We start from the raw sequence: 16887 nt of genomic DNA on the forward strand, positions 1-16887 counted from the left end.
CTTGATCTATCTTCATGATTTAACACATTGTTTAGGGACAAACATCTGCCATTGAATAATCAATGGCTCTTTATGAGGAACTTTATCCCAATAAATTGTCCACTCACCTTGCTGAATCTGCATGTCTTTATTACTTTGTATCTCTGTTAAATAGGGAATAAATGGCTTTTTCCCTTTCTCCCAAAGCACAAATGTACCCTTCTGCTCTAAACGCGCTAAACTCATCCATGGTGAATATGCTTCTGATGTAGACATCATCACAGATGGAAGATTTTGCATTTTGGTTGCTGCAAGTATAGCAAGCCAATTGTCTCCTGTAAGGTTATCCATCTGACAATCACTTAATGCATCCCATTGTTTTTGCACATTCAAACTGATTTCTTGTTGAGGCCAGTCCATTCGCGATGGTTTATTTCGTAGTTGTCCACCAAATTGAACATAACTCGCCATAACAATGGTGATGACACCTAACCAAATCATTAAGCCCTTCAGTAACCCTCTTTTACGTTGCTGAAAGACTTGATCTGGAATCATTGCGATAAAGATTAATGCAACCAAACTCCACATTGGAGAAGCCCACATATCTTTAATATTCACACCAGTTAAAAGACTGATAATAAATAACATTACCCCAGGAAATAGTCCGATAAATAATATGAAAAACTTATCATTCTGATTAATATTTAATTTATGAATAGATAAACTTTTATTACATAATAAAATAATAATTAAAGGTAAAAAGTTTGTGAATTGTGCCAATAAATATTTAAAGGCAACAAATGGGTTATAACTATTATCTACCTCATTAGAACGTGCTTGAATATACGTAAATGTTAACCAATCATGTTGATATAACCACCAAACATGTGGACTAAATATTATTAATGCTATAAAAATAGAAACCCATGGCTTCACTGTTAGCCACATTAATCGATATGATGTAATAAAGGAAAATAAAACAATCGTAAATATTAAAAATGCTACAGAGTACTTCGTCAGCATTCCTATTCCAGACAGCACTCCAAATATAATCCAGTCTTTCCATTTATTATATTTTGTTGCTAAATAAAAATAATATATCAGTGCAGCCCAAACAGGCATTTGAGCAACATTATGATTAAACTCTAAAGATGGCCATGTATAATAAAATATAGCTAAAACAAATACAGCTGAATAAAATGCCTTTTCTTTAGAAAAAAATTTTTACCAAGCAAATAGACAAATAAAATTGTTATAAATATACAAATTTGACTTAATATATAAGGTGCAATATATCCAAAAATGGAATAAAAACCATATAAAACCCAAGAAGAAAATGGTGGATGTTTATAATAACCAAGTTGCCATTCATTTCCCCAATATATACCTTCCGGGACATCTAAAGGATAACTAGAGGATAATATACTAGGAAGGATCATCCATAAAATAAAATATCCTCCAAGAAAAAGTATAGTTTTCTTATCAATATTTAATTTTTCTATCATAAATAAATCACTACTACACTTTTTGCAAAATTATACGAAAACCATGAATAAAAAAAAACAACTATATCGAAAAAAGTCCACCGTACATATCAAATACAATTAAATTTTATAATATCTTAGATTGTTATTTTTTAGGATAAGACCAAGAAAACCATATAAAATACTGACCTACATTTTCTTATAATGAGAAAAAACTAGTATCCATTATAAATATTTCATTTCATCCATCACACCCATTGAACAAATATCCGACTAAAGCATAAAGGATTTTTTTTCTAAAACCTCATATCTTCAAGAGCATACTGGAACAAAAATGACAAGGATGGGGAACAATAAAATGAATGCATATGATGAATTACCAAGAAATCCAGCAAATTTTGTCGCTTTATCGCCATTACGTTATCTCGAACGTGCAGCTCATATCTACCCCCACCAAGATGCTATTATTCATGGTCATCGCCATATTTCATGGCAAGAAACCTATAAACGTTGCCGTCAATTCGCTCATCAACTCCAACAACTTGGTATCCAACGCAACGATACCGTATCTGTATTACTACCAAACATTCCAGCAATGATTGAAGCCCACTTTGCTGTTCCCATGGCTGGTGCTGTCCTAAATACACTAAATACACGTTTAGATGCTAAAACTTTAGCATTTATGCTAGAACATGCAGAAACAAAAGTTTTACTCGTTGATCCAGAGTTTTCCTTATTAGCAAAAGAAGCACTTGCTCTCGTTTCGCAAAATATATTTATTATTGATGTTGCTGATGATCAATATGAAACATCTACACAAAATCATATTGGTCAAATTGAATATGAACTGTGGCTGGCTCAAGGTAATGAAAATTTTGAATGGCATTTACCGAAAGATGAATGGGATGCAATTAGTTTAAGCTATACATCAGGTACAACAGGGAATCCTAAAGGCGTGGTTTATCATCATCGTGGTGCTTATTTAAATGCTGCGAGTAATATCATTGCTTGTGGTATGACGCCTCGTGCCACATACCTTTGGACACTCCCTCTCTTTCACTGCAACGGTTGGTGCTTTGCTTGGACAATGGCTGCAAATGGCGGCACAAATATCTGCTTAAGAAAAGTTGATCCTGAACTTATATTTAAACTCATTCATCAACATAAAGTTGACTATTTCTGTGGTGCGCCAATTGTTCTATCTATGCTAATCAATACACCTGAAGATAAAAAAATTCCAATTCAACATCGTGTAGAAGTCATGGTCGCAGGTGCTGCTCCTCCTGCTGCTATTATTGAGGGAATGCGCAATATTGGAATTAATGTAACACATGTCTATGGATTAACTGAAACTTATGGTCCATCTGCACTTTGTGCATCACAAGCAGGCTGGTCTGATCTTTCTATTCAAGAACAAGCACAACTTCATTCTCGCCAAGGTGTTCCTTATCCACTACAAGATGGAATGAAAGTCATTGACCCTAAAACCATGCTTCCAGTTCCACATGATGGTCATACCATGGGTGAAATTATGTTCCGTGGCAATATTGTCATGAAAGGTTATCTAAAAAATCCAGAAGCAACAGCAGAGACTTTTGCTGGAGGGTGGTTCCACACAGGCGACTTAGCTGTCTGCCAAGCTGATGGTTATGCAAAAATTACAGATCGGTCAAAAGATGTGATTATTTCTGGTGGTGAAAATATATCATCTATTGAAGTTGAAGAAATTCTCTACAAGCATCCTGCCGTCATGACAGCAGCTGTTGTTGCCAAACCAGATCCTCGTTGGCAAGAAGTTCCTTGTGCATTTATTGAATTAAAAGAAGGTATAACTGTTAGTTCAGATGAGATTATGACTTTCTGTCAACAACATTTAGCACGCTTCAAAGTACCTAAAGACATTGTCATCACTGAAATACCAAAGACATCAACAGGTAAATTACAAAAATTTATTTTAAGAGAATGGGCTAAAGAAAGATCTGTTGGAGAGTTTAAAATATAGCATTATATTTTAAATCATATAATAAAAAGCGACTCAATTTGAGTCGCTCTCACATTACTAAAACTCACATTAATTATCTGAAATTAATGCTACTTGTTGTACATAGTTAAATAATTTCAACTTAGACTCTGCCAATTCAGTTTCACCAACTTGTTTACTCATATCACGATGAATACGTAAGACATGTTGACGTATTGTATGGCGTTCAGCAGCATTATAAGTTTTTACAAACTCGTTAATTACTGGATCACCATCTTTAATAATACGTTCTACCCAACGCTGTAATTGTGCTGTTTTTTTAGCACCTTGTTGTGGTGTTAAATAAGATAAAATAACACTCTCATCTTCATTACGTAATAACTTACCTACACGCTGAAATTGACGACGACGAGCTTCATGTGAAGTAATCGTCTGCGCATCCAATAATGCATCAATTAAGCGCTCTTCAACAGGAAGATTTTGAATCTGTTTTGGACTTAGCTCTGCGAGTTGCTCACCTAAAGCAGCCATGCGTTGCACAGCTTTCTTTTGTTCGGTTTTACTTGCACGCCCTTCTAAAGCATTAAAGTCATCTTCAGTAAAACGGTGCGGTTGACGTGCCACGATTAATCTGCCTCGTAAAATTTTGCTACGAATAATGCTTGAATTTCAGACAAAGCTTTTTCTTCATCTACACCTTCAATCACTAAGCGTAAAGTTGTACCTTTGCCAGCACCAAGCATAAGCAAAGACATAATATTTTTTGCATCCACTAATTTTTCACCTTTTCCAATACGAATGGAAGAGCGAAATTTAGTTGTCACTTCAATAAGTTTTCCAGATGCACGTGCATGTAAACCTAGTTTATTAATTACGTCAACAGTTGTGTCAATCATGACCAGTGCTTCATTTCTCTATGTAAGACCTGAATAGACCAATTTTTTTGCAAAGCCTTTTGCAATCTATCCACGATAAAAACTGAACGATGCTGCCCACCTGTACACCCAATCGAAATTGTAATGTAATGTCGATGACCCTCTTCAAAAGCAGGCAACCATTTCTCTAAAAAATTATAAATATCTTGGAACATTTCATTTGTTTGTTGATTACTTCCCAAGAATTTTTGTACAGGCCCATCTAAACCTGAATATTTACGTAATTCTATATCCCAATGGGGATTTGGTAAATGGCGTACATCAAAAACATAATCAGCATCCAAAGGAATACCATGTTTATAACCGAATGATTGCAAAATAACAATGAGTTGATCTGCCTGACCTAAACGGTTCCACAATGTATGCTTTAAATCGTGTACGCTAAAATCTGTCGTATCAATTGTAATAGTCGCTCTGATATGTACAGGTAATAATAAATTTTTTTCTTCTTGAATACACTCATTTAAACTTTTAAAACGATTCGCCAAAGGATGAGGGCGTCTTGCCGCACTAAAGCGTGCAATTAATTCCTGATCTTTTGTTGTTAAATAAATTACATCAACTTGACCATATTGCCGTAACAGTTCAAAAACATGGTCAAATTCTTGTAAATCTTCGTTCGTACTACGAACATCAACACCTAATGCTAAAAGTTCTAAATTATTTTCCTTATCAAGCTTTAAAACAATTTCAGGGAGCAAAGCTACAGGCAAATTATCAATACAGTAATAACCTAAATCTTCAAGTATCTCTAAAGCTGATGACTTTCCAGAACCAGATTGACCTGTAACAATTAAAATGCGTTTCATAGCAGTGCCACCCCTTAGCAATTTAGCTGATGTATTTTACTTGCAAATTATCAATAAGACGTGTCGCACCAATTTTCGCTGCCACAAAAAGTACAACATCTTGATTAAATGTCTCAACTTTTTGTAATTCTAGTGAACGTGCTTCCACATAGTCCACAATAAAGCCAGCGCCTGTCAATGCTACTTTAATACTTTCTAAAACCTCATCCAAAGGCTTGGCTTGTAAAAGTTCCTGCTCAGCATTTTTTAAAGTCTTGTATATCATTGGTGCAATTTGACGATTCTCTTCACTTAAGTATCCATTACGAGAACTTAATGCCAAACCATCTTCTGCACGTGCAATTGGTACACCAACAACATCTATTGGCATATTTAAATCACGAACAAATTGGCGAATAACTGCTAATTGTTGATAATCTTTTTCACCAAAAAAAGCATAATCTGGACGAACAATATTAAATAATTTAGTTACAACAACAGCCACACCATCAAAATGCCCTGGACGCTGTAAACCACACAAATCGGCTGTAATATTACTTACACTAATATTTGTTAACCGTGGTTTATTTCCATACATTTGCTCAACAGATGGTGCAAAAATATAGTCACATCCGACCGTTTCTAATAATTGACTATCTTGCTCCAACGTACGTGGATAGCTATCGTAATCTTCATTTGGTCCAAATTGAATTGGATTTACAAAAATACTGACCACCACAACATCGCACTTTTTACGAGCTTCTCGCACTAAGTTTAGATGACCTTGATGAAGATTACCCATTGTCGGGACAAAACCAATGATTTTCTGCTCCGCACGTGCGGATTTTAAAGATGCACAAAGTCCTTGGATCGTCGTTTCTAATTTCATGGTCTTACAGCTCGACTTGGAAAGTTTGTTCTTTAGCAGGGAATGAACCATCTTGAACTGCTTGATGATATGCCTTAAAAGCATCCAAAATTGCGGTTTCACCTGCTTGTTCTTTCATGAAGTTACGAACAAATTTAGCAACTCGACCAAAGGTTAAACCTAACATGTCTTGTACAACTAAAACTTGTCCATCCGTATCATTACCAGCCCCAATACCAATCACTGGAGTCTGTGGAAATAATTCAGTAATCTCTTTACCCAACTGAGCTGGAACACATTCTAATAAAAGAATAGCTGCGCCCGCATCAACAACAGCTTTACAATCTGCGATCAACTTGTCAGCAGCTTCACGTGTACGTGCTTGTAATTTATAGCCACCCAAGACATGAACTGACTGAGGTGTAAGCCCTAAATGGACACAAACTGGAATTCCATTACGTGTAAGCACTTCTACAGTTTCACTTAACCACGCACCACCTTCCATTTTGACCATTTGTGCACCAGCTTGCATAACAGTCTTCGAATTGACTAAAGCATCATTTAATGTGGCATAGCTCATAAAAGGCAGGTCAGTCATGATAAATGCATGCTGATTACCACGACGTACAGCAGCAGTATGATAAGCCATATCTGCAACTGTAACTGGCAATGTAGAATCTCGACCTTGAATTGACATTCCTAAAGAATCGCCAATCAAAATGCTGTCAATTTCTGCGATTTCCATTGCTTTTGCCATACTTGCATCATAACAAGTTAAACAAGAAAATTTACGTCCATCTGCTTTAAATTGTCTTAAGTTGCTTAAACTTATCATGAAGATGTTCCTCTAAAAATGCATAGAACATGCTTTTTAAATCAATTAATATTCGCCCAATTTTGATCTTCCAACATTGTTAAAGTCGGATTCTGAAGTAAAGGAGAATGTTTCAATATTTGCCCATTAAGCTGCAAATCTGCATCTAAATCGAGTAATGGAATAACAACAAAATCTCGTTCTAAAATTCCAACATGCGGTACTGTCAAGCGTTCATTTTTTATTGATTCATTACCATAAATCAATAAATCTAAATCTAAGGTCCGCTCACCCCAACGGCGCAAACGAACACGACCCGATTCATTTTCAATTTTTTGTAATTCATCTAATAAATCTAATGGCTCTAAATTTGTTTCTAAGCATGCAACAGCATTTAAATAATGTGGTTGATCTTGCGGCCCCATAGGTGGGCTTTGATATAACTTAGACACTGAAACCACACCCAATTCACTTAACTTTTGTATAGCATCAACTAAGATTTGTCGTGAATCTCCTAAATTACTTCCCAATCCAATGTATGTTTTTACGCTCATTGTGTTGGTCCAAAAGTAACTTGGCTTAAATCACGTTTTACACGCTTACGCTTTAAAATTGGATGATCTGCACCAATACCATCAGGATTATTTACTGATGCAATCACAGCACGCTCTTCAGCTTCATATTTCGCCTTTCTAACGCGACGGCTTTTATGTTCAGGCTCATTCACTAAAGGTTCAATTTCAACTTGTTGATGTGTCTGTTTTAAATTTGGTTCATCTTGAGAAGCTTTACGACGTGAGCGAGCTCTTTGTCGATTATATTGGCTAATCGCACGCTCTCTCTCATCATTCGACATGACTTGATAAGCATCCCACCACGCTCCCATTCCTTGTGTACCAGCATCGCCAGACTTTTCACGTAATAATAAAAAGTCAAAACCGGCCCTAAAACGAGCATGAGCTGAAAGGGCTTGTATCTGCTGTGGCTTTGGGTTCAACAAACGTGTTTGCATTTCCCAAACTTCTCGAATAAATGTTTCAGCAAAACGAGGAATAATTGTCCTTGTTCCTTGTTTCTTTAAAACATCTAAACCAGCTTGCGCTCTTGCTTCGGCAGGCACAATACCTCTAGATAAATAATACTCACAACGCTCTAAAAAGGTTTCCCACAATAAAACCGCATAGAAAAATGCAGGATTAATTGTTTTACCAATAGAAATGCGTTGATCTGTATTCCTTGCAGCTCGCTCAATAAATGATGTGATATTCGGAGGTACCTCAGCAAATAACTGCTTCCAAATATTAAACTCATTGAGCATAGGTAGCACGCGATTTAAATGACCGCATGTAAATAGTTTTTGAGATTCATCATATAAACGATGTGGAGAGACATCTCTTAATAATGTTGTTAATTCAGGTGTAAATATATCAAGAATACGCTGATCGATATTAAAATTTAATTTTGCAGAAAAGCGTAACGCTCTCAACATACGAACAGGATCTTCCTCAAAACGTGTCTGTGGATCACCTAATAAACGTAATGTTTTTGAATAAACATCATCAACAGCATTACAAAAATCGAGCACAATTCCTTTACGTGGTTGGTAATACAACGTATTAATTGAGAAATCACGTCTAACAAAGTCTTGCTCTATCGTACCCCAATTATTGTCTCTAAGAATCATTCCTGCTGATGAAGTGACTTCTTTTTTAGGTGGTGCACGAAACGTCGCAACTTCTACTAACTCTCGTCCGGAATAGACATGAGCAAGCTCGAAACGTCGTCCAATAATTCGACAACGTCGTCCAAATACTTCTTTAACCTGTGCTGGTGTTGCATTAGTGACGGCATCAAAATCTTTTGGATTTTGACCCAACATCAAATCTCGTACACCGCCACCCACGATATACGCTTCGTAACCCGCTTTAGTTAAAGCATCAATAACATCTAGAATATAAGCAGGCAATTGTGCAGTGGATAAGCCACATTTTGACGCGCGCAAAGTTTGCAAAAGACGTTGTCTCCTACGTCTGAACGTAAAAAATATAAGATGGCGCTAATCATATCGCTAACACAATCAAAGGGCAATTTTAATCTCTCAATTGCCTATTGAAACCGCATTAAAATATATTTTTATTTCGTAACTAAAGTGCAAGTTTTAGCTTATTCTTTTCAAATAAAGATAGACCGATCCCTTTTACTTGCTGAATATCTTCAATAGATTTAAATTTTCCATTTTTATTTCGATATTCAATAATTGCTTCAGCTTTTTTTAAACCAATACCGGTTAGCTGTTGTAATTCATTTACTGTTGCTGAATTCAGTTTTATTTTATTTGTCGTCGCATATTGTCCCGATGTTCCTAATGTATCATTTACAGTACTTTCTTTTCCCTTGAAGGTACGATCATGTGTTTCTTGTTTTAACTTCCATTCTAGATATTTTTGATCATAGGATTGAGCTAAAACCTGCTGATTAAAGCTCAAAAATATCATCATAACCAAAAAAAAATTATACGATATTACTTTTTTCATTGTGACCCTATATTTACTCTTTTTGTTGTTTTAACTCCCGCTTTGCCTTATCCCATAGCTGATCCATTTCTTCTAATGACATATTTTCAATATTTTTATTTTGTAAAAATGCTTGATCTTCTATATAGGCAAATCGTGCTCTAAACTTATGAATGGTTTGTAATAATGCCATTTCACTAGATACACCTAGTTTACGCCCAATATTAATCAATGAAAACAAACAATCACCAAATTCATCACAAATTTCATCATTTTCTTGTTTTATTACAGCTTCTTTTAACTCTTGTATTTCTTCATCCAACTTAGCATATGCACTTTGCATATCTGGAAAATCAAACCCAAAATCTGCAGCTTTTTCCTGAATTTCATGAGCTTGCTTAAGCGCAGGGCCATGTTTGATATCACTCAATCTTCGATGAGCTTTATTTTTTTTCTCTTTTTGCTTAATTTGCTGCCACAAAGTAGCCACATCATCTTTGTTAAGTTGAGGAAAGCTTTCTTTTTCAAATACATGAGGATGTCGTCTGATGAGTTTTTGAGTAATAACTTCAACAACATCATTAAAATCAAATGTATCTTGTTCACTATACATCTGTGATTGGAATACAACTTGCAATAATAAATCACCAAGTTCTTCTTTCACTTCATGGATATTTCCAGACTGAACAGCAGCTTCAACTTCGTAAGCCTCTTCAATAGCATAACGCGTCAAAGTCTGTGGGGTTTGTGCTTGATCCCATGGGCATTCTTGACGCAATTTACGCATGATCTGTAAAAGTTGATCCATAGTAACTCTCTTAACTACATCCATCAGATGATTATTCAAACGACAAAACGTGTAATAGTAATACACTTTCTCTATCACTTATTATTAATCAAGATGACTTATCATTCCATTCGCTTATTTTTATTAATTCATCAAAAAAGACTATAGATAATTTTATTTAATTTATTTAATTACAATAAGAATTTCTTATTACTAAAAAAAATATTATACTTGCCAAACAGAAAAGTAAAAAACAAATAAATATGTCACAAAATTAAATAAAAGTATAAATTATTTGACATTTATATTACAAAAATCTAACATTAGCCGACTCAAATTTTTGAGCCATTTCTTAATTTTTTTTAATAATATTTGCGATATATATCATGAAAAAATCAATCGTTTGTATAACAGCTCTTCTAATTACTTCATCTACTTTTGCTTACGACAAATTAAAATCTTCTGAATTAAAAGCAATGGACTGCGCAACTCTTTCTGTAGAAAAAGCAGATGCTAAACGCGCTCTTGAAAGCTCAGAACGTAATCTAGCAAACATCAATGCAAATGCACCAACAAAAACATTAGGTAAATTTGCAAGCGCAGCATTAGGTGCATTTGCAGGAAAATCTGAAACTATGGCAACTGCAAGCTCAGTTGCTGCAGGTTTAGGTGAAGATGATGGTACAGATGCAAGTAACCCAGCTATACAACAAAAAATTAAAGAAAATGCTCAAGCTAACTTTGATAACATTGCAGTTTTCCAAAAAACTAAAAAATGTAAAGTTTAAGTTCTAATAAAAATACAAGTAAAAAAGCCCAAAGATAACTTTGGGCTTTTTATTTAAATTAGAAATTAACGCTTAAATTTCTTCTCTGCTTTCTTAAATTTTTGAACATAGCGACGACGACGAGCAGCTGTTCTTTCATCAATTTGAGATTTACGACCTTCAAATGGATTTTCTGAAGTTTTAAATTCAATTTTTACAGGTGTACCTTCTAACTTATAAACTTTACGAAATACGTTTTCTAAGTAGCGACGATAATCAGCTGGTGTTTTATCAACCTTATTACCATGAATAACGATCGTTGGTGGATTTTGCCCACCCATATGCGCATAACGCATTTTAATACGACGACCTTGTACCATTGGCGGTTGATGTGCATCAGTAGCATCATTTAAAATTTGTGTGATTTTAGCAGGTGAAACTTTTAGATGTGAAGAATCGTATGCACGATGGATTGATGGATATAAATCACCCACCCCTGTACCATGCAAAGCAGAAATTAAATGAATTTTTGCCCATGGAATAAAGTCAAAACGACGGTCAACATCGAGTTTACATTGTTTACGATCATATTCGGACATATTGTCCCATTTATTAATCGCAATCACCATGGCACGACCAGCTTCTAAAGCATAGCCTATCAAATGCAAATCTTGCTCAACAATACCATCACGCGCATCAACTACAATTACAACAACATGTGCATCTTTCATCGCTTGTAAAGTTTTTACAATTGAGAATTTCTCAATCATTTCATCTACTTTACCTTTACGACGAACACCTGCTGTATCAATCAATGTATATTGACGACCATCACGCTCAAAAGGAATATAAATTGAGTCACGTGTTGTACCTGGTTGGTCAAATGCAACAACACGATCTTCACCAAGCAACCGGTTTACTAATGTTGATTTACCCACATTTGGACGACCAATAATAGCAAGACGTAGTCCTGTATTTTTGTCGTGTTCCTCAGGATTTTCATCTTCAGGTACATCAGCCAATACATCTTCAAGCATTTGCTGAACGCCACGACCATGGCTTGCAGCAACTTGAAGCGGCTCACCCATTCCTAGCTTAAAGAATTCAACAAGTGCAGCTTCTGCATGAACACCATCGACTTTATTGGCAACTAAAAATACTTTTTTACCTAATGTACGTAATTCACGTGCAATTTGTTCATCAGATGCAAGTAATCCTGCACGAGCATCTACTACAAATACAATAATATCTGCTTCATTGATGGCTGTTTTAGACTGCTCAGCCATATATGAATCAATACCACCTTCAGACTCACCGATACCCCCTGTATCGACTACGATGAAGGATTTATTTTGATACACAGCATCGCCATATTTACGGTCACGTGTAAGACCTGCAAAATCTGCAACGAGAGCATCACGGCTTTTGGTAATCTGGTTAAACAGCGTCGATTTTCCGACGTTCGGACGACCAATGAGCGCAATTACGGGTTTCATAGATTAACCTTTATTCAAGATCAGCCAGTTGGTCTGGTCTGAACATCAGAAACAAATGGAAGAAATTAGATTTGTCAGAGACTTAAATAAAAACACGGGGTATTGAATAGTCAATTCCCCCGCGTTTTAGAATACGGATGGCTTAGTTTAACATAAGCCGCAGAAAAGTTAACGATTCTGCCAAACGCTAACAGCACCCTTTTGAGTTGCAACGTAAAGTTGATTATCAATCACACGTAATGAACGTACTTCACCACTTGTTTTTGAACGCCCAACCAACATACCTGAACTTGGATCAACAATATGTAAGTAACCATCTAAATCACCTACTATTAAATTTGTCCCCAACATTACAGGATTACTCAACTTACGATTTAACAATTGATCATTTTCCCACAACTTTTGACCAGATGTAATTTCGTATGCTGTTAACTTACCATCAGTAGATGCAACAAACACGCCATTACCAACAACTTCAGGGCGCTTAGTACTACTTGAGTTTTCACTCCAAACAACTTGTTGATCGGCAAGATTAAGTACTGTCACTTGTCCTTGATAACTTGTTGTTACCAAGAATTGACCAACAACAACCGGATCGCCATCAATATCATTCAAACGTTGAATTTCTGAACGACCATCACTTAATGCAACACGACGTTGCATAAGAGGCGTACCTGTTAAAGAATCTATTACATAAACATATGCATTTGATGACGCAACAACAATTGCCCGATCATCAATTGCTACAGGTGATGCATTACCACGTAAACTAAATTGAACTTGCGGTAATGCATATGCCCATACTTGTTGACCATCTGCAACACTATTCGCTGTTACAGTACCGTCATTACTTACTGTAATAACAAGGTTATTAATCACGAGCGATGGAGATAAAATTGCACCCGGTAATTGGGCTGTCCACATTTGCTCACCAGTTGACTGGTCTAAAGCAAATAGTTCACCTTTGGTATTTCCAACAATAACCAAATTATTGGCAGCTTCTACACCAGCACTTAAGCCTAATTTAGAAACTTTTTTCTCCCAAAGACGTTGTTTGCCCTGATAAGCAATCACTTTTCCTTTAGGATCTGCAACAAATACCGTGCCATTATTTGCATCTAACTGTAAACGTAAAGGGTCTTTTTCAGAAGATGAAGACACGCTTTGACTAAATACAGGTGCAATTCCAGTAATTTCTGTAATTTTCGGAACTGGATTTGGTTTTACTTTTTCGACTTTAACTTTATTACTTGAACAACCTACTAAAGCTAAGGTTAAAATTGTGAGTGCGAAAGGTATTTTAAATTTTCTATTCATTCATTCTCATCCATCTGAGTATTTAATACAGGACGTTCGATCTCTGGATCATCAACCAAAACACCTAAACTTTGTAGTTTAATTTGTAAAATTGGACGCTCTTGTTTATTTTTAACTAGATCATTCCATGCATTTAAATATGCTTTTTTAGCATTTTCATGATCATTTTTAGCAAAATAAACATCACCTTTTGCTTCTTCAGCCACCGCCTTAAATGCAGGCTCAGTCACACTAGACAATGATTTTAAAGCATCATCATATTTTTTTTGTGCTAATTGAGCATACCCCAAACGTAATTTTACAATTTGAACAAGACCAGCATCATCAACTTTTGAGTCTTCTACTTTTTTCAATGCTTTTTCTGCACCTGCATAATCTTCTTTATCATAAGCAAGTTTTGCTAAAAGCATTTGTGTTTGAATTGCTTGAGCTGAATCTGGTGCTTCTTTAACAATTTTATCAGCAGTTGCAATTAATTGTTGATACGCCTGATCACTACCTTCTGCAGCATTCACTTCATCCATGATTTGCTGCACTCTAGCTGTATTTGTTTGTGATTCAGCTAGAGCTTTATTGTCCCACCATTTCCAACCGAAAAAGGCAATCAACGCAATTAAAATCCCACTTACTATGGCAGAACCATATTTTTTAGTAAAAGATTTTAAACCTTCAAGTTGCTCTTCTTCACTCAATGCGCTCATTTGATTACCCTTTTCCTTATTTTCTATGGCTTATTTTGAAGTAAGTTTATTCACAATAAAAGAGACTGCATCAGCAAATGTAACTTCTGTTTGCTCTGCCGTTGCGAGTTCTTTAACTGAAAATGCCTCAGATTCTAATTCACGTTCACCCAAGATTAAAGCCAAAAACGCACCTGACTGATCCGCTTTTTTCATTTGGCTTTTCATTGAACCCTGAGAACCAACTTTTAAACGAATAGAACTATTCGCCTGTTCAAGCTGATCACGTAATTGCTCTGCCAAAACTAAAGCTTTCCCTTGAGAAGCTGGATCTGAAACCAAGAATACTTCACAATCACGTACAGGTATATTATCTTCAACTTGTTCAAGAAGTAGAAGTAAGCGCTCCATACCCATTGCAAAACCAACTGCAGGAATAGACTGATCAGCCTTACCTTTTAATTGACCAACTAAACCATCATAGCGACCACCGGCACATACCGTACCTTGTGAGCCTAAATGAGTTGTTGTCCATTCAAAAACCGTTTTATTGTAATAATCTAAACCACGTACCAACTTCTGATTAATTACAAAACTAATCCCTGCATCTGTTAAATACTGTTTTAACTGATTGAAATGAGCTAAAGTTTCTTCGCCCATAAAGTCATGAAGTTTTGGTGCATTTTCTAAAATTACTTGAGTTTTTGCATCTTTAGAATCAAGAATTCGTAATGGGTTTGTTGTTAAACGACGCTGAGAATCTTCATCCAAATCTGCTTTATGCGCTTCTAAGAACTCAACCAATGCAGCGCGATATGCAGCGCGTTCATCCGATTCACCTAAAGTATTCAACTCAAGTTGAACTTTATCTGACACACCCATACGTTTCCATAAACGTGCTGTCATTAAAATAAGTTCAGCATCTTGATCTGGTGTTGCAACACCAAAAGTTTCTACACCAAATTGGTGAAACTGACGATAACGACCTTTTTGTGGTTTTTCATATCGAAACATTGGTCCGACATACCACACTTTAGGCGTTGCACCGCGAAGTAAATTATGTTCGAGCATTGCACGCACACAACCTGCGGTACCTTCAGGACGTAAAGTCAAAGATTCAGGTGGATTACCCTTATCTAGGAAGGTATACATTTCTTTTTCAACGATATCTGTTGCATCGCCAATTGAACGTTTGAACAAATGAGTTTGTTCAACGATTGGCAAACGGATTTGTTGATAGCCGTAAGCATCCATCAAAGAAGATAGATGCTGTTCTAGACGTCTCCACGCTGGAGTTTGCGTTGGAAGAATGTCATTAAAACCTTTGATTGCAACAATTGAACTCATGATGAACTACGAATGATCTCTTTAGATTTAGCTTCTTCAAGCTCTTTAACACGTTGACGAACCATTGTTTCGATTTCATCAACTAACTGATTGGTGTCGATTAGGTGACTTTTTTCACCATTACGATACACCAGTGATCGAGGACTAGCGCCTACCACACCAATATCTGACTCTTTTGCTTCGCCTGGTCCATTCACTTTACAACCAATAACAGATACATCCATTGGTGTACGAATATCTTCTAGACGTTCTTCAAGTGATTGCATCACTTTAATTACGTTAAATTCTTGACGAGAACAACTTGGGCAAGCAATAAAGTTAATACCATTAGAACGTAATCCTAATGATTTTAAAATATCGAAACCAATTTTAATTTCTTCTTCAGGCTCTGCAGCAAGTGAAATACGCATCGTATCGCCAATACCATCCATCAATAAACCGCCAAGGGCAATTGCAGATTTTACTGAACCTGTACGATAAATTCCTGCCTCAGTTACACCCAAATGAAGAGGATTATCAATTTGTTCCGATAATAAACGATAAGCATCCATCGTTAAAAATACATTAGATGCTTTTACCGAAATTTTAAATTCATGGAAATTTAAACGATCCAAGATATCAATATGACGTAATGCAGATTCTAAAAGTGCAGCGCCTGTCGGCTCACCATATTTCTTTTGTAAATCTTTTTCTAATGAACCCGCATTGACGCCAATACGCATAGAAATATCGTTATGCTTTGCAGCAGCAACAACTTCGCGAATTTTAGCTTCAGACCCAATGTTACCCGGATTAATACGTAAGCAATCTACGCCTAAATCGGCTACACGAAGCGCAATTTTATAATCGAAGTGAATATCTGCAACCAATGGCACTTGAACACGTTTACGAATTTCACCAAAAGCCTCAGCAGCTTCCATACTTGGTACGGAAACACGCATGATGTCTGCCCCAGCATCAACACAACGCTGAATCTGAGCAACCGTTGCTTCAACATCACAAGTTTCAGTATTGGTCATACTTTGGATGCTAATTGGCGCATCGCCACCCACATAAACTGAACCGACACGAATTTTACGAGTTGGACGACGTTTAATTGGATTCTCAATCATTATTTCGCTCTACTTTCCA

18 protein-coding genes are annotated in these 16887 nt (G+C 36.1%); 2 read left to right on the forward strand and 16 right to left on the reverse strand.

Going from position 1 to position 16887, the window contains the following annotated elements:
- Positions 1-12: 12 nt before the first annotated feature.
- Together AOY20_RS01400 and AOY20_RS15015 are read right to left on the reverse strand one after the other, a co-directional pair.
- The gene (locus tag AOY20_RS01400; protein ID WP_081403330.1) at positions 13-1152 is read right to left on the reverse strand and encodes a glycosyltransferase family 39 protein; all 1140 of its coding nucleotides are present in this window, start codon (positions 1150-1152) and stop codon (positions 13-15) included.
- Positions 1153-1154: 2 nt separating this feature from the next.
- Positions 1155-1484, reverse strand: a complete 330-nt coding sequence (locus AOY20_RS15015) for a glycosyltransferase family protein (protein ID WP_054580216.1) — start codon at positions 1482-1484, stop codon at positions 1155-1157.
- Positions 1485-1821: 337 nt separating this feature from the next.
- Between AOY20_RS15015 and AOY20_RS01410 the strand changes: the two genes are divergently transcribed.
- Positions 1822-3465 (forward strand): acyl-CoA synthetase, encoded by a 1644-nt coding sequence (locus tag AOY20_RS01410; protein ID WP_054580217.1) that lies wholly within the window; start codon positions 1822-1824, stop codon positions 3463-3465.
- 69 nt (positions 3466-3534) lie between these two features.
- On the opposite strand, the gene yjgA is transcribed toward AOY20_RS01410, so the two are convergent.
- The 9 genes from yjgA to mazG all read right to left on the reverse strand — a co-directional run bounded on the left by yjgA (position 3535) and on the right by mazG (position 10170).
- Positions 3535-4068, reverse strand: coding sequence for a ribosome biogenesis factor YjgA (yjgA, locus tag AOY20_RS01415; RefSeq protein ID WP_054580218.1), 534 nt, complete (start codon positions 4066-4068; stop codon positions 3535-3537).
- 2 nt (positions 4069-4070) lie between these two features.
- Complete coding sequence (locus AOY20_RS01420) at positions 4071-4340, reverse strand: HPr family phosphocarrier protein (RefSeq protein ID WP_054580219.1); 270 nt, start codon at positions 4338-4340, stop codon at positions 4071-4073.
- Positions 4337-5188, reverse strand: coding sequence for an RNase adapter RapZ (gene rapZ / locus AOY20_RS01425; RefSeq protein ID WP_054580220.1), 852 nt, complete (start codon positions 5186-5188; stop codon positions 4337-4339). The genes AOY20_RS01420 and rapZ overlap by 4 nt, the downstream gene beginning before the upstream one ends.
- A 22-nt stretch (positions 5189-5210) precedes the next feature.
- A complete protein-coding gene (gene panC, locus AOY20_RS01430) occupies positions 5211-6056 on the reverse strand; it encodes a pantoate--beta-alanine ligase (RefSeq protein ID WP_054580221.1) in 846 nt (281 codons plus the stop codon).
- Between the two features lie 4 nt (positions 6057-6060).
- Complete coding sequence (gene panB / locus AOY20_RS01435; RefSeq protein WP_054580222.1) at positions 6061-6870, reverse strand: 3-methyl-2-oxobutanoate hydroxymethyltransferase; 810 nt, start codon at positions 6868-6870, stop codon at positions 6061-6063.
- Between the two features lie 41 nt (positions 6871-6911).
- The gene (gene folK, locus AOY20_RS01440; protein WP_054580223.1) at positions 6912-7403 is read right to left on the reverse strand and encodes a 2-amino-4-hydroxy-6-hydroxymethyldihydropteridine diphosphokinase; all 492 of its coding nucleotides are present in this window, start codon (positions 7401-7403) and stop codon (positions 6912-6914) included.
- Positions 7400-8860, reverse strand: coding sequence for a polynucleotide adenylyltransferase PcnB (gene pcnB, locus AOY20_RS01445; RefSeq protein ID WP_054580224.1), 1461 nt, complete (start codon positions 8858-8860; stop codon positions 7400-7402). The genes folK and pcnB overlap by 4 nt, the downstream gene beginning before the upstream one ends.
- Before the next feature lie 133 nt (positions 8861-8993).
- Positions 8994-9335, reverse strand: a complete 342-nt coding sequence (locus AOY20_RS01450) for a ComEA family DNA-binding protein (protein WP_227510356.1) — start codon at positions 9333-9335, stop codon at positions 8994-8996.
- A gap of 61 nt (positions 9336-9396) precedes the next feature.
- On the reverse strand, positions 9397-10170 hold the full coding sequence (gene mazG, locus AOY20_RS01455; RefSeq protein WP_054580225.1) for a nucleoside triphosphate pyrophosphohydrolase: 774 nt from the start codon (positions 10168-10170) through the stop codon (positions 9397-9399).
- 365 nt (positions 10171-10535) lie between these two features.
- Here mazG and AOY20_RS01460 point away from each other — a divergent pair, with 365 nt between their 5' ends.
- Positions 10536-10937, forward strand: a complete 402-nt coding sequence (locus tag AOY20_RS01460; protein ID WP_054580226.1) for a hypothetical protein — start codon at positions 10536-10538, stop codon at positions 10935-10937.
- Between the two features lie 65 nt (positions 10938-11002).
- Here the strand turns inward: AOY20_RS01460 and der are convergent, their stop codons facing one another.
- From der to ispG, 5 genes are all read right to left on the reverse strand, one after another.
- Entirely contained in the window at positions 11003-12412 is a 1410-nt protein-coding gene (gene der, locus AOY20_RS01465) for a ribosome biogenesis GTPase Der (protein ID WP_054580227.1), read from the reverse strand.
- A 168-nt stretch (positions 12413-12580) separates the two neighbouring features.
- Entirely contained in the window at positions 12581-13729 is a 1149-nt protein-coding gene (gene bamB / locus AOY20_RS01470; protein WP_054580228.1) for an outer membrane protein assembly factor BamB, read from the reverse strand.
- Positions 13726-14430: a YfgM family protein gene (locus AOY20_RS01475; RefSeq protein WP_054580229.1), complete on the reverse strand. Its 705-nt coding sequence runs from the start codon at positions 14428-14430 to the stop codon at positions 13726-13728. The genes bamB and AOY20_RS01475 overlap by 4 nt, the downstream gene beginning before the upstream one ends.
- 30 nt (positions 14431-14460) lie before the next feature.
- Positions 14461-15756: a histidine--tRNA ligase gene (hisS, locus tag AOY20_RS01480; RefSeq protein ID WP_054580230.1), complete on the reverse strand. Its 1296-nt coding sequence runs from the start codon at positions 15754-15756 to the stop codon at positions 14461-14463.
- The gene (gene ispG / locus AOY20_RS01485; RefSeq protein WP_054580231.1) at positions 15753-16868 is read right to left on the reverse strand and encodes a flavodoxin-dependent (E)-4-hydroxy-3-methylbut-2-enyl-diphosphate synthase; all 1116 of its coding nucleotides are present in this window, start codon (positions 16866-16868) and stop codon (positions 15753-15755) included. The genes hisS and ispG overlap by 4 nt, the downstream gene beginning before the upstream one ends.
- Positions 16869-16887: the final 19 nt, after the last annotated feature.

Origin of the sequence: Acinetobacter equi (assembly GCF_001307195.1) — a bacterium.
Taxonomy (GTDB): domain Bacteria; phylum Pseudomonadota; class Gammaproteobacteria; order Pseudomonadales; family Moraxellaceae; genus Acinetobacter; species Acinetobacter equi.